Annotated in this window: 13 protein-coding genes and 1 pseudogene; 7 read left to right on the top strand and 7 right to left on the bottom strand. The window is 56.8% G+C overall.

The window, feature by feature from the left end:
- Positions 1–365 precede the first annotated feature (365 nt).
- Complete coding sequence (locus ACMXYJ_RS21730) at positions 366–1,241, top strand: alpha/beta fold hydrolase (RefSeq protein ID WP_415756854.1); 876 nt, start codon at positions 366–368, stop codon at positions 1,239–1,241.
- On the opposite strand, the gene ACMXYJ_RS21725 is transcribed toward ACMXYJ_RS21730, so the two are convergent.
- Positions 1,215–1,982, bottom strand: a complete 768-nt coding sequence (locus ACMXYJ_RS21725) for a metallophosphoesterase (protein ID WP_415756853.1) — start codon at positions 1,980–1,982, stop codon at positions 1,215–1,217. The two genes, ACMXYJ_RS21730 and ACMXYJ_RS21725, sit on opposite strands and share 27 nt — an antisense overlap.
- Before the next feature lie 152 nt (positions 1,983–2,134).
- Complete coding sequence (locus ACMXYJ_RS21720) at positions 2,135–3,025, bottom strand: LysR family transcriptional regulator (protein ID WP_415756852.1); 891 nt, start codon at positions 3,023–3,025, stop codon at positions 2,135–2,137.
- 136 nt (positions 3,026–3,161) lie between these two features.
- Between ACMXYJ_RS21720 and ACMXYJ_RS21715 the strand changes: the two genes are divergently transcribed.
- From ACMXYJ_RS21715 to ACMXYJ_RS21700, 4 genes are all read left to right on the top strand, one after another.
- Positions 3,162–4,001: a HalD/BesD family halogenase gene (locus ACMXYJ_RS21715; RefSeq protein WP_415756851.1), complete on the top strand. Its 840-nt coding sequence runs from the start codon at positions 3,162–3,164 to the stop codon at positions 3,999–4,001.
- Positions 4,002–4,151: 150 nt separating this feature from the next.
- A complete protein-coding gene (locus tag ACMXYJ_RS21710) occupies positions 4,152–5,120 on the top strand; it encodes an ABC transporter substrate-binding protein (protein ID WP_415756850.1) in 969 nt (322 codons plus the stop codon).
- Positions 5,121–5,238: 118 nt separating this feature from the next.
- Positions 5,239–6,357: an S-(hydroxymethyl)glutathione dehydrogenase/class III alcohol dehydrogenase gene (locus ACMXYJ_RS21705; protein ID WP_415756849.1), complete on the top strand. Its 1,119-nt coding sequence runs from the start codon at positions 5,239–5,241 to the stop codon at positions 6,355–6,357.
- A 92-nt stretch (positions 6,358–6,449) separates the two neighbouring features.
- A complete protein-coding gene (locus tag ACMXYJ_RS21700; protein WP_415756848.1) occupies positions 6,450–6,833 on the top strand; it encodes a VOC family protein in 384 nt (127 codons plus the stop codon).
- Positions 6,834–6,999: 166 nt separating this feature from the next.
- Here the strand turns inward: ACMXYJ_RS21700 and ACMXYJ_RS21695 are convergent, their stop codons facing one another.
- The 4 genes and pseudogenes from ACMXYJ_RS21695 to ACMXYJ_RS21680 form a co-directional block, all read right to left on the bottom strand.
- Positions 7,000–7,473 carry a GNAT family N-acetyltransferase gene (locus ACMXYJ_RS21695; RefSeq protein ID WP_415756847.1) on the bottom strand — a complete coding sequence of 158 codons (474 nt, stop codon included), beginning with the start codon at positions 7,471–7,473 and terminating at the stop codon, positions 7,000–7,002.
- Positions 7,474–7,529: 56 nt separating this feature from the next.
- Positions 7,530–7,916: a DUF488 domain-containing protein gene (locus tag ACMXYJ_RS21690; protein ID WP_347803871.1), complete on the bottom strand. Its 387-nt coding sequence runs from the start codon at positions 7,914–7,916 to the stop codon at positions 7,530–7,532.
- Between the two features lie 15 nt (positions 7,917–7,931).
- Positions 7,932–8,651 (bottom strand): phosphatidylcholine synthase, encoded by a 720-nt coding sequence (pcsA, locus tag ACMXYJ_RS21685; protein WP_056741835.1) that lies wholly within the window; start codon positions 8,649–8,651, stop codon positions 7,932–7,934.
- Between the two features lie 235 nt (positions 8,652–8,886).
- A pseudogene (locus ACMXYJ_RS21680) lies at positions 8,887–9,313 on the bottom strand (GNAT family N-acetyltransferase).
- A gap of 171 nt (positions 9,314–9,484) precedes the next feature.
- Here ACMXYJ_RS21680 and ACMXYJ_RS21675 point away from each other — a divergent pair.
- A complete protein-coding gene (locus ACMXYJ_RS21675; protein ID WP_415756846.1) occupies positions 9,485–10,210 on the top strand; it encodes a tellurite resistance TerB family protein in 726 nt (241 codons plus the stop codon).
- Positions 10,211–10,309: 99 nt separating this feature from the next.
- Here ACMXYJ_RS21675 and ACMXYJ_RS21670 read toward each other — a convergent pair whose 3' ends face one another.
- A complete protein-coding gene (locus ACMXYJ_RS21670) occupies positions 10,310–10,762 on the bottom strand; it encodes a cupin domain-containing protein (RefSeq protein WP_415756845.1) in 453 nt (150 codons plus the stop codon).
- Positions 10,763–10,956: 194 nt separating this feature from the next.
- On the opposite strand from ACMXYJ_RS21670, the gene ACMXYJ_RS21665 reads away from it, so the two are divergent.
- Positions 10,957–12,342: an iron-containing redox enzyme family protein gene (locus tag ACMXYJ_RS21665; RefSeq protein ID WP_415756844.1), complete on the top strand. Its 1,386-nt coding sequence runs from the start codon at positions 10,957–10,959 to the stop codon at positions 12,340–12,342.
- Positions 12,343–12,347: the final 5 nt, after the last annotated feature.

Here is a 12,347-nt window from a genome sequence, read left to right as displayed (position 1 = left end):
CGGAGCTTTCGCGCGTCGCCTCGTCCTGGGTGACCTCGTTCGACCATCAAGCCGTCTTCGACGCAATAACTCGTCTGCGTTCTTGCAGACGAGGAAATCCCTGCTTAACTCTGAACATATGGTCAGTCAGTGACTCATTGGTCACGACGCCCATCGGGGCACCCTCGCGCTGTTGTTGCTTGTCCGTGTTGCCAGATCAAGCCCGAGGAGGCCTATGCGTTGACGTTTGAAAATCACACCGAGTTATTAATGTATTGGCCTGGCACTTCGCTGTCAGGTCCACGTGTTCTGCTGTCTGCGATAGGGCCCTATGGGCATCCAAAACGCTGTGCGCTTAGTCCAATGGGTTCAAGGAAGTAAATGTCATGATGCCGAAAACTGCCATCGTCGAGATCTGCGGGAAGTACAAGGTTTATACCGAGCACTATCTCAACACTGCCGCTGACAAGACCATCATTCTGGTCAATGGCTCACTGGCAACGACCGCATCTTTTGCCCAAACGGTGCGTTACTTGCAGCCGCGATTCAATGTGGTTCTCTACGACCAGCCCTACGCCGGTCAGTCGAAGGAACACAACCTTCACGGCCAACCGATCCGCAAGGAAGACGAGGCAGCGATACTGCTGGATTTAATCGAACACTTTGGTGCGCACCACGTGCTGTCTTTTTCCTGGGGCGGTGCGGCTACCTTGCTGGCGCTGGCCCAGCGGCCGCGACGAATCGAGAAGGCGGTGATCAATTCATTCGCAGCGCGGATCAACACGCCGATGCGCGATTACCTGGAGAGCGGCCTGAGCCATCTCCAGGCTTGCGACCGCCTCAATGTCGGTCGCTTGATCAACAGCACGATCGGCAAGCACCTGCCATCGCTGTTCAAACGCTTTAATGACCGCCATGTCAGAAGCCTGGACGAGCACGAGTACCGGCAGATGCATTTCCACGTCAATGAGGTGCTGACCCAAGACACCCATTGCTATGTCGCCTGTGCCGCTTCCATCGAAATCCCGCTGCTGTTTATCAACGGCGAATGGGATGAGTACACCTCGGTAGAAGACGCCAGGATTTTTGCCGATCATGCCCCTCAATCTCGTTTCCATACCATCAAGAACACCGGGCATTTCCTCGATATGGAACACTCGGCGGCCTTGCATGATACCCGCCAGGCCTTGCTCGGTTTTCTGGATCCAGCTTGCAGGAAGCAGGGCCGTGTTGCCTCAGATATCCAGGTCAATTACGTGTGAGCCATTGAATTCCGGATTTTCATTTATGCCATTTTTTGCATAACCCCGGGCATTGCATATGACCCGGGTTTTGCCCACCTGGTAGTCAAAGCTCCCATGGGTATGGCCATGCAGCCAAAGCGCCGGCTGCCAGACGTTGATCCGGTCTTCGAGATCTGAAACAAAACTCGCGTTAATCGGCGAATTTTCAAACAGCGGGCCTATGCTCAACCGTGTCGGTGCAAAATGCGAAACCACCACCGTGGGAGTGGTTCTGTCTCGGGTGAAGCAGTCTTCCAGCCAGGCGACGGTTTGTAAAAAAATCAGTTGGGAAACCGCCGGGCTGAACAGGTCTGGAAAATCGGGCGAGATTTTTATGTGGGTGAAGTCCCGCATGAGCTTCGTGGCCAGATCAACACCCTGTGCCCGATGCTCGGCAGAATCGAAAAGACGATAGTCAGACCACAGCGTGCAACCCAAAAACCGCACGCCGTTGTGGAGATACTCCGAGCGTTCCAGTACGTGGATCTGTGTGCCTTGCGACAACCTGTTCAAATGTTCGTAGGTAGAGATCAAGTCGCTGCCATAAAACTCGTGATTCCCTGCCACGTACACGATCGGAACAGGGCACGATTTGGCCCACTCGATGGCCGTAGCCGGACGGGAGATGTCTCCGGCGAGGACGAGAATGTCGGCATCCACATCAGGAAAAGGTAACGCGTTGACGGACAAGTGGATGTCTGACAGCAAGGCGATGCGCATCGATCGACTCCTACCTGTTTTGAATGGCAGCCCATTCTACTGACAAGTTGATAAGCGTCCTGCCATACCTCATAGCCGCAGGATTAACCGCTGAACCAGGGGAGGAGGCCGGCCACTGACTATTTTGCCCACGCTCGTCTCGGGCCTTCTTGCTATGCGTAGCCATTCTCGGACTTCCCCGCATGTTTAATCCAACTGGTCAGCTCGGTGACCAGTTGATTGACTTCACTGCCATCGGGCTCGGCAGGGCGAATAATCGCGTTCCAGGCGATATCCAGGCCGTCATTCAGGGCTGCCCATGCAAGCTCTCCGCGCTCAAGACTGGGCGTCACCAAGTCGCGTTGCAATATGCTGATTCCGTATCCCGAGCGCACCAGTTCGACGATGGCTTCAATCAACTCCACGGTAATCATTCTGCGCGGCAAAATACTCGCGGGGGCGAAGAATCGGTCATATTCCCAGCCGCTTGCGCGGTCCGTTGAATACGTCACCAGGTTGTAAGTTTTGAAGTCTTCGGCATAAATGTTTTTCCTCTGCGCCAGTGGGTGATCGGTTGCCATGATCGCAATCAGGTCGTCACGGAAAAGCGGCAACTTGGCAACACCACTCGGTACCATACCGTCATCAATAATCGACACATCGAGCCTGCCTTGCATCAGGCTGGCATAAACGTCGTTACGGGGCACGGTCACCAGTGTTATTTCGATGTCTGGACGAAGACTGGAGTAATGCTTGATAAATTTTGGAATCCAGCGAAACGGCCCGTATGAGGTGACACCCATACGCACGAAGGCTGTGACCCCACCTGCCATGGATCTGGCCTCCGCCTCCGCTTCGTTAAGAATCGCGATGATGTCTCTTGCTGCTCGCTCCAGGCGCACACCTGCAGGGCTGAGTCGCAACTTTCCCCCTGAGCGCTCTGTCAGGGTCACGCCAAGCCTGCGTTCCGCCTCCCGCATGCGATGACTGACGGCTGAAGGCGTCAGCCATAGACGCTCTGCCACAGCGGTCACCGAATCCACTTCCGACAGGGTTTGAAGCATTACGAGGTGATCCAGAGTGAGTCTCATAGGGCGCGACCTGAAAATTATTCACAAAATAGCGTAAAAATATGAGCGTGACTTGTTTTTGCCTTCGATGCAATCTGACTCCAGCAAGAGCCACCGGAGACCAATAATCATGCCTATGCTGCCTCTCACACCCGCCGTAACCCTGGGCGATGTCATCGACCTTGAGCGTTATCCCATTACCGATCGAACCGACCCCGCTTATCGGGCGCTGGTCACTCATAGCCAATCATTGCTCGGGCAGGAAGGCGTCGCGATCTTCCCGGGATTTGTCCGTGATGAATCGGTTGCGACGATGGCGGATCAAACGCTTGAACTACACCCGCGTATGTTTCATTTCCGGGAAAACCACACGGTTTATTTCAAACCTCAAGAGGGAAACGTTGATTCAGGGCATCCCCTGCGGCGCTTGATGAAAACCGAAAAAGATACCGTCGCCTACGCGGATATTCCTGGCGACAATTTGATCAGGCAGATCTATGAATCGGAAGAAGTGCTTTCTTTCATCAAAGATGTGTTGGGGCTGGAAGCGCTCTATCGCCATGCAGATCCGTTAGCCGCGCTTAATTTGCAGGGCTTTACGGCAGGACAGCAATTGGGTTGGCACTTTGATCGCTCCGACTTCAGCGTCACGCTGTCACTCCAGGCCGCAAGCGCCGGCGGGGATTTTGAATATGTACGCATGCTTCGCAATGAGGACGACGACTGTTATGACGCGGTCAGGCAATTCCTTGATAACCCCGACACCCAGCAGATAGAGGTTCTGCCTCAAGTACCTGGAACACTGACATTGTTTCGCGGCCGCTATTCACTGCATCGTGTTACGCCGGTGGTGGGGGACAGGTTAAGACTCAACGCTGTATTTGCTTACGTGGATCAGCCAAATGTCGAGTTCAGCGCTTATGCCCGTCAATTGTTTTACGGGCGTACCACGGTAGAGCCTTTGAATTAAGTACCCAATCAATAATAAAACTATTCACTCACTCCATCGCTTCACGCGTATGCACAGGCACCTGTCCACGTCAGATCTGATGGTCTCGTTTGCCTCGTGTGTGCACGCAACAGTTCGCTGCCCCCAATAATAATTTCGGAGCGTCTGATCATGAAATACAAGAAGAACTTGCTGGCCTCGTTACTCACCCTTGGCTTACTCGTCGGTAGCGCCTCAAGTCAGGCTTCAGGGTGGTGTGAGTCAGGCAAATCGGTGAGATTTGCCGGTCTGAATTGGGAGAGCGGGATGCTCCTCACCGACATCATGATGATCGTTCTCAAGGATGGCTACGGCTGCGAAACCGACCAGTTGGTGGGTAACACCATCATTCTTGAGACCGCCCTGGCCAGCAACGACATTCAAGTATTTGGCGAAGAGTGGATGGAACGTAGCGAAGTCTGGAAAAAAGCCGCGGCCGCCGGAAAGGTCATTGCAGTTGGCTCACCGATCATCGGTGCAGTCCAAGGCTGGTACGTGCCGCGTTATGTGGTCGAGGGGGACGCTAAACGCAATAAACCCGCTCGCGCTCCAGACCTCAAGACGGTTGCCGACCTGAACAAATACCCGCAGGTTTTTCGAGACTCGGAGGAACCTTCCAAAGGACGTTTCTACAATTGTCCCGCGGGTTGGATTTGTGAACAGGACAATACCGAGATGTTGAAAGAATACGGTCTTGAAAGCACCTACACCAACTTCCGCCCGGGGACCGGCGCTGCATTGGATGCGGCTGTGCTGTCCAGCTATAAGCGCGGTGAACCTGTGCTGTTTTACTACTGGTCACCGACGCCGCTGATGGGGCAGATCGATGCGATAAGACTGGAAGAGAAGCCGGGGGTCGACAAAAACGTCATCACTAAAGTCGGACTCTCCAAAGCTTTTCATGAGCAGGCGCCAGAACTGGTTGCGGTTCTGGAGAAGGTCAACATCCCCATCGATCTGTTGAATCAGAACCTGGCGAGGATGACCAAGGAACGCATCGAATCCCCCAAACTGGCCAGGATTTTCCTCAAGGAACACCCGGAAGTGTGGCACGCCTGGGTCAGTGAAGCCGTCGCGAAAAAAATCGACGCATCGCTCTAATCGGCAGAGGGGCAAGGACGCCTGTCCGTTGTAACGTCTCCCTGAACACACGCAGACTACTGAATTTTCTTTGCTTCTACAAAGAGGCGGCGCCTCTTTGCGCCCGGGAATTATGAATATGATCAAATCACGAGCTGCCGTCGCCTTCGCGGCGAACCAGCCGCTGCAAATTGTCGAAGTCGATGTGGCTGCACCGCAAGCCGGGGAAGTGCGGGTGCGCATCATTGCCACCGGCGTCTGCCATACCGATGCTTTCACCCTTTCCGGTGCTGATCCTGAAGGCCTCTTTCCGGTCATTCTGGGTCACGAAGGCGGCGGCATCGTCGAGGCGGTTGGCGAGGGTGTCACCTCAGTGGCGGTGGGCGATCATGTGATCCCGCTGTACACCCCGGAATGTGGCGAGTGCAAATTCTGCACGTCCGGCAAGACCAACCTCTGCCAGAAAATTCGCGCCACTCAGGGGCAAGGCTTGATGCCGGACGGTACCAGCCGCTTTTCCTACAAGGGCCAACCCATCTTCCACTACATGGGTACCTCGACCTTCTCCGAGTACACCGTGCTGCCGGAAATCTCTCTGGCCAGGATTCCCAAGGAGGCCCCGCTAGAGAAGGTCTGCTTGCTCGGTTGCGGTGTGACGACCGGAATTGGCGCAGTGCTTAACACGGCCAAAGTGGAGGAGGGCGCCAGCGTGGCGATCTTCGGTCTTGGCGGCATCGGCCTGGCAGCGATCATCGGCGCCACCATGGCCAAGGCTGGTCGAATAATCGCGATCGATATCAATCCGGCCAAGTTCGAGATCGCCAGGCAATTGGGCGCCACCGACTTCATCAATCCGAAGGATTACGACAAGCCGATCCAGGACGTGATAGTCGAGATGACCGAGGGGGGTGTGGATTACTCCTTCGAATGCATTGGCAACGTCAATCTCATGCGCGCGGCCCTGGAGTGCTGTCACAAGGGGTGGGGCGAGTCGGTGATTATTGGCGTCGCCGGAGCCGGTCAGGAAATCAGTACTCGTCCTTTCCAACTGGTGACCGGGCGCGTCTGGCGCGGCTCGGCATTTGGTGGTGTGAAAGGACGCAGCGAACTACCCAGCTATGTCGAGAGCGCGCAAAAAGGTGAAATTCCACTGGATATGTTCATCACCCACACCATGGGGTTGGAGGCGATCAACAAGGCCTTCGACCTGATGCATAACGGTGAAAGCATCCGCACCGTCATCCATTTTGATCGCTGACACAACAGGTTTGACGAAGGCCGCCAGGGCCAGTCTCACCTGGGAAAAACTGCAATATCAACCACCGCATTTCTACCAAAGAGAGCACTAAGATGACCATTTTCACTCATGTGACCGTCGGTACTAACAACCTGCAACAAGCGCGCAGCTTCTACGACAGCGTCCTGGGTACACTGGGCCAAAAACGCATCGCCGATCTGGACGACAATGGCTCGATTTGGGGTGAGAGCGCTCCCTCGTTCTTCGTACTGAAACCTGCCAACGGTGCGCCTGCCACCGTCGGCAACGGCGTAACCGTCAGTTTCGAGGCTCCAAGTCGGGCTGCTGTTCAGGCTTTCCATGAAACGGCGCTGGCCAACGGCGGCACTTGTGAAGGACAACCTGGGCCCCGCAACTGGGCTCCAGACGCCTATGCGGCATACGCAAGGGACCTCGATGGTAACAAGCTGGCTGCGTACTGTTTCAAGCCAGCCTAAGCTTCAGGCACGACATCAACCGGGCCGCGTCATTCATCCTCATTACCAGGTGAATCTCCGTTGGTGTCGTCGTCACTTTCGACAGCCTGTTAGTGAACATGTCTATTGTTCGCGCAACAGGCTGTTTAGGGGGATTCGTAAGGTCAGTAACGGACATTCGCTGGCGTTAGTTTGAGTAGTCGACAACGGGCGTCAAACGCCGCTCCATAATGATCGTGCGCTCGGCCCCGTGAAACTCGTCGCGGATCTTTCGATATCCCAGCTTGAAGTAAAAGGCTTCTGCGGTAATGGAGGAGGGAACGCGCAGTACCTTGATTTTTGCAGCTTGGGCGACAGATTGAATCGTTGCCATCAATTGCCTGCCGAGTCCGCGCCCCTGATGGCCAGGGTCAACGAATACGCTACGCACAACGTCTTGATCAAGGCTGGCCGTGGCGACGACACGCTTATCGATGGTGGCGACAAAGACCTGGCGTTGGCTCAGCAAGGCGCGGATGGCCTCGGTAGAAAAGCTTTTCTCTACCTGGGTGATGACGTCGGGCGGGTAGTCCAGGGCATTGGACTGGCGCAGCGATTGAATGATGACCTGGCTGATGGCTGTCGCATCGTCAGGGGTGGCGAGTCGAATCTGGTTACTCATTTGAAGACCCCAATCCTTGTGTCCTTACCGAAATCCTTTAGCTCGATCTTGAGCGACTATTTGAGCTGCGCACCTCGCGCCTCTAACAACGCCCGCAATACCGACCGATGGCAATGCGCTTCATCTTCGCAATAACAGCCAATGGCCAGTGACGTTTGATGGGACAACGCCGCCAACAAATCGAGTAACTGGCTAGGCGCCGGGTGGTTCATTTCGGTCTTGAACTTGCGCTTGAAGGCTTCCCACGCCTTGGCGTCTTCCGCCGCTTTGGCTTCTGCGACCAGTTCTGCACTGGGAGACAGCAGCGGCTGCCACACGTCATAAAAGTCCCGGCTGGCAAACTCGGCCTTGGGCACGCCACGCGGCGGGCGCCGCACCGTGCCCAGGCGCAGGCCTTCATTGGCAGCGCGCGGTGAACCGAGGCGCACGATGTGGATGGGCATGGTCGAAGTGTTCCCTTATCCCCGCGAGTTTTCGAACCACTCCAGCGCTGTGCGCCAGATACAGATCCCCAGGAAGTAAGCCGACATCAGCAGCCAAAGCCCCATCACCAGCGGGTTGATCACCGGATGGTTGACCACCAGCGACAAGCTGCACAGCAGCCAGATAGCCGTCACCGCGATGTTGATCGGCATGAACTTGCGCACGCGGAACGGGTGGAGGAACTTCATCCGCGTCACGGTCAACAGCGCCAGGCCGATGATGGTGAGAAAAGTGATCCACGGCGACGGGGCGATGATGTACAGGCACAGGGCTACCACGTTCCAGGCGGCGGGGAAGCCCTGGAAGTAGTTGTCCTTGCTCTTCATGTTGACGTTGCAGAAGCAAAACAGCGACGAGACCAGAATCAGCGACACGGACAGCAGCAGCGTGTAGTCCGGCAAGGGGATGTAACGATAAATGAACAGCGCGGGGATAAACACATACGTCAGGTAGTCGATGACCAGATCGAGGATCGAGCCATCGAAACTTGGCAGTACCGACTGGACATTGACCTTGCGTGCCAACGCACCATCCAGCCCATCGACGATCAGGGCGACGCCCAGCCACAGCAGGCAGTTTGTGGCCTGGTTTTCCAGCAGGGCGAGGGTCGCGAGGAAGGCAGTGACCACGCCGGTGGCGGTAAAACCATGGGCGCCCCAAGCTTTGAGCCTGGCGATGTGTAAGGTCGATATCACGGTGGCGTTCTCCAAAAAGTGAAGCAAGCCTGTTATCACCCCTTCAATTGGGGGTGTCGGCAAACCAAGTCAGGTTGCATGTATCGACCGGGTATCCGGGGATAAGGTTCACCATCTGTAAATCTTAGCTGTGCCGCAAAAAAATACCCCGGATAAATCCTGGGTATTAAATGAAACATCGGCGCAGGGCGATACGTTTTACTCAAGCGCAGTGATCGGCAGCAGACAGGCTCATTCACAGCGCCTTGCTCATGAACACCCGACTCGTGCCTGGCGGGTCGCAAGGCACTTCCCCGAAGCGCTGCCAGCCGTGCTTTTCATAGAACTGCGGGGCCTGGAAACTGAGGGTATAGAGCACCGCCGAGCGGCAACCGCGACGACGGCCTTCTTCCTCGTACGCGTTGAGCAGTCGAGACCCGAGCCCGGGAGCCGCGCAGAGACTCGGGCAAGTAGAACAAATCGAGAAACAGCAGACCGAGCGACGTACGCCCGGTAATACCACCCATCACCTGATGGGTATCCGGATCGCGGACCGTTACTGCCAGCGACTGGCGGTCGTTGATGCCGGTCATCTGATCATTGAAGGCACTCAGCCCGGCGCTGAGTACGTGCTCGACTTCAGGTTCGATGACGTCGCTGACGACAATCAGGTGGCGGTCCATGTGTTCGTTGATCCTGGGGGCATCGGGTTTGCAAGGGTAGAACACTCGCAGCCGATGGTCATCGGGGTCAAGGGCTATAAGGGATTCACGTCAGCCAAACGGTGGTGGCGCATTTGCCGGCGAGGACTATCGTTGCCTGACTGGATCACTCCAACCGATGAGGACATCGTCATGAACACCAGCGATTTGCTCGAACAGTTACTAAGGGCCGGCCAAGGTTCAATGTCGCAACAGGGTGGCGGTGGTGCGTCGGCCCAAGGTGGTCTCGGCGGTCTCGGTGGTTTGCTCGGTGGCCTGTTGGGCGGTGGTGCCGGTTCAAGCACCGGGGGCGGTGGCCTGGGTGGTTTGCTCGGGGGGCTGCTGGGCGGTGGCTCCGCCATGGGCGGTTCGACCCAGACCCGCTCGGGTGGCGGCACCAACTATGCGGCGCTGGCTTCGCTCGGAATGATGGCATTCCAGGCCTATCAAGCCTGGCAACGCAGCCAGGCCTCGGCGCCGCAACAGGCACCGCGCACTGTCGACCTGTTGTCCGGCCCGGAAGTCGAGGACCACAGCCATGCGATTCTCCGGGCATTGATTGCGGCGGCGAAGGCCGATGGCCGGATTGATGACGCCGAGAAGCAGATGATCAGCACCGAAATCGGTCGCCACACCGACGACCCGGAGCTCCAGCAATGGCTGGATGACGAAGTTGCGCGGCCGCTGGACGCCGCCGATGTGGCGCAGTCGGCCACGGATTCCGGTATGGCGGCGGAGATGTACCTGGCCAGTGTGATGCTGGTGGACGATCAGCAGGACGCCGAACGCAGCTATCTGGATGAACTGGCTGCGGCGCTGAGTATCGATCCGGAGCTGCAAGTGCATCTGGAACAACAGGCCAAAGGTGGCGTGGCCTGAACGATCCCGATCAGTTAAGGAGCGACACAATCCGTAGCAGCTGGCGAAGCCTGCTGCTACATTCCCCTTAGAAGACCGTTTTTTTCGTTAGTCTGGGCTCTACCGGGTTTCAGGTGCTTTCGGCACCAGAAACGTAACGCCGAAGCTCTCGGCAATTTCCAGTATCCGCGGCAAATCCTGCGGCACTTTGAGCTGATCCACCGCGGCAAAGAACTGACCACCGAGCGGATCAGACACCACACCGATCATCTTCGCCGTCGCACTGATGTTCTTGTAAGCATGAACAGTCCCGGCGGGAATATGCACGTAACCGCCGGGGAAAATGGTGGTGGCCTTGCCCTCAACCGTCACTTCCACTTGCCCGTCGATGACGTAGAACGCTTCGTCCCACGGGTGAAAGTGCGGGGGCGGCCCGCCGCCTTGCACGCCTTCCTGGATATGCATTTCAAAAGGCTTGCTCAGATCCCCGCCCGCGAGAATGGTGATGGCCTCACCCACGACATTGACCGGGTCGGGGGTTTTTTCGGGCTCGATGACATGAACCGTTCGCATGATTGCTCTCCGAAGGATGAGTCCACACTCGCTGAGTATATTCACTTGATCTGGCGCCGGGTGCCGCGCCACTTGCCCGTCTGTCCGGGCGATTTCAACGTCGATTGAATTTTTTTCCGGGCGAATTGCTCTGCTGATGTAGAGACGTGCTGATTCAGCGTCCTGCCACTGGCCTCAGACTGAGAGACACGCCCATGACTGCCCTGACACGACTTGAATCCCAGCCGGCTCACCAACGCGCGATCCTGACCGCCGGCAGCCTAAAAGCTGTCTACGAACAGTTATTGCTGAGCGACGATATCGAACACCAGCGTGCACTCGGCCAATCCTTTCTCGAGGCTCAACTTGCGCAAGCAACGGACCTGCCTGAGGACATGCCGCGAGACCTGTCGGCATTGAAAACCTTTATCGAACAGCACTGCACCGAGGTGGCTCGCCAATACGCCGATTACCTGCAACAGCGCAAGGACGGCGGGCCGCGGCAGTTCTTCACCAACAAGGCGCACGCGTTGTATTTCCTGCAAGCCGTTGCCCCGACCAAACTGGTGGACGGCGCGTGGCTGTATGGCCTGCTGCGGCACTGGCATGACCCGCGTTTCGAAGGCCTGATTTGCACCTACCTGGAAGAGCTGGGCGACGGCAACCCGGCGCAAAATCATGTGGTGATCTACCGCAAGCTGCTCGCTGAGCATGGCTTGCTGGACAACCCGTGCATCCCGGACCAGCGTTACCTGCAAGGCGCGGTGCAATTGGCGCTGGGTTATTGCAGCGACGATTTTTTGCCGGAAGTGATCGGCTACAACCTCGGCTATGAACAATTGCCGCTGCATTTGCTGATCAGCGCCTATGAACTCAGCGAACTGGGCATCGATCCGTATTACTTCACCCTGCACGTGACCATCGACAATGCCAGCACCGGCCACGCGCAAAAGGCCGTGCAGTCGGTGCTGCAATTGTTGCCGGTGGAAGGCGACCGTGAAGACTTTCTGCGCAGGGTTGCGCGGGGTTATCGGCTCAACGATCTGGGGCAGGGCAGTCGCGCGATTATCGAGTCGTTCGACTTGTATGGCGAGTTGCTGAGCATGCTCGAGCGCAAGCGCCCGTTTGGTCAGCACATGCATTCCGACTACTGCCGGTTTGAAGGCAAGACCGTCAATCAATGGCTGTCGTCGCCGGAGCAGTTGCCAGGCTTCCTCAGCGCCATGGAAAACAAGGGCTGGATCAACCGTCACCAGGACCCGCAAGCCAGCCGTTTCTGGCAATTGGTCGAGGGCGACGGCGCGGCCATGTTCGGGGTGTTCAGCCCTTACGAAAAACAGCTGCTGCACGACTGGATTGCTGGAGACTGGCGACCTGAGCGATCGCCGGCCGCGGTTCGACGCGGCACCCGTGCCGCGACCGAACGGCCAGTGCGTGCCAGTGACCCGGATGTCCAAAGCCTGCACGCTACACTTAAAGGGCTTACCGCCGACGAGCAAATGCAGGTGTTGATTCCGTGGTTGTCCGCCCATCGGCACGCCCACCCCGCTGGCCTGATGGCCACGCGACGGTTCATCGAACTCAAATCCGGTTTTCGATAGGGAGC

This window comes from Pseudomonas arabinosi, assembly GCF_047758675.1.
GTDB lineage: Bacteria > Pseudomonadota > Gammaproteobacteria > Pseudomonadales > Pseudomonadaceae > Aquipseudomonas > Aquipseudomonas arabinosi.
The sequence above is the reverse complement of the archived record's forward strand: the minus strand, read 5'-3'. Positions and strand labels throughout refer to the sequence as shown.

What these genes read in the sequence shown, in the direction of transcription:
- ACMXYJ_RS21725 (WP_415756853.1), bottom strand. Translation starts at nt 1,982, where the DNA reads ATGCGCATCGCCTTGCTGTCAGACATCCACTTGTCCGTCAACGCGTTA.
- ACMXYJ_RS21700 (WP_415756848.1), top strand. Translation starts at nt 6,450, where the DNA reads ATGACCATTTTCACTCATGTGACCGTCGGTACTAACAACCTGCAACAA.
- ACMXYJ_RS21665 (WP_415756844.1), top strand. Translation starts at nt 10,957, where the DNA reads ATGACTGCCCTGACACGACTTGAATCCCAGCCGGCTCACCAACGCGCG.
- ACMXYJ_RS21730 (WP_415756854.1), top strand. Translation starts at nt 366, where the DNA reads ATGATGCCGAAAACTGCCATCGTCGAGATCTGCGGGAAGTACAAGGTT.
- ACMXYJ_RS21670 (WP_415756845.1), bottom strand. Translation starts at nt 10,762, where the DNA reads ATGCGAACGGTTCATGTCATCGAGCCCGAAAAAACCCCCGACCCGGTC.
- ACMXYJ_RS21715 (WP_415756851.1), top strand. Translation starts at nt 3,162, where the DNA reads ATGCCTATGCTGCCTCTCACACCCGCCGTAACCCTGGGCGATGTCATC.
- ACMXYJ_RS21690 (WP_347803871.1), bottom strand. Translation starts at nt 7,916, where the DNA reads ATGCCCATCCACATCGTGCGCCTCGGTTCACCGCGCGCTGCCAATGAA.
- ACMXYJ_RS21675 (WP_415756846.1), top strand. Translation starts at nt 9,485, where the DNA reads ATGAACACCAGCGATTTGCTCGAACAGTTACTAAGGGCCGGCCAAGGT.
- ACMXYJ_RS21695 (WP_415756847.1), bottom strand. Translation starts at nt 7,473, where the DNA reads ATGAGTAACCAGATTCGACTCGCCACCCCTGACGATGCGACAGCCATC.
- ACMXYJ_RS21720 (WP_415756852.1), bottom strand. Translation starts at nt 3,025, where the DNA reads ATGCTTCAAACCCTGTCGGAAGTGGATTCGGTGACCGCTGTGGCAGAG.
- ACMXYJ_RS21705 (WP_415756849.1), top strand. Translation starts at nt 5,239, where the DNA reads ATGATCAAATCACGAGCTGCCGTCGCCTTCGCGGCGAACCAGCCGCTG.
- ACMXYJ_RS21710 (WP_415756850.1), top strand. Translation starts at nt 4,152, where the DNA reads ATGAAATACAAGAAGAACTTGCTGGCCTCGTTACTCACCCTTGGCTTA.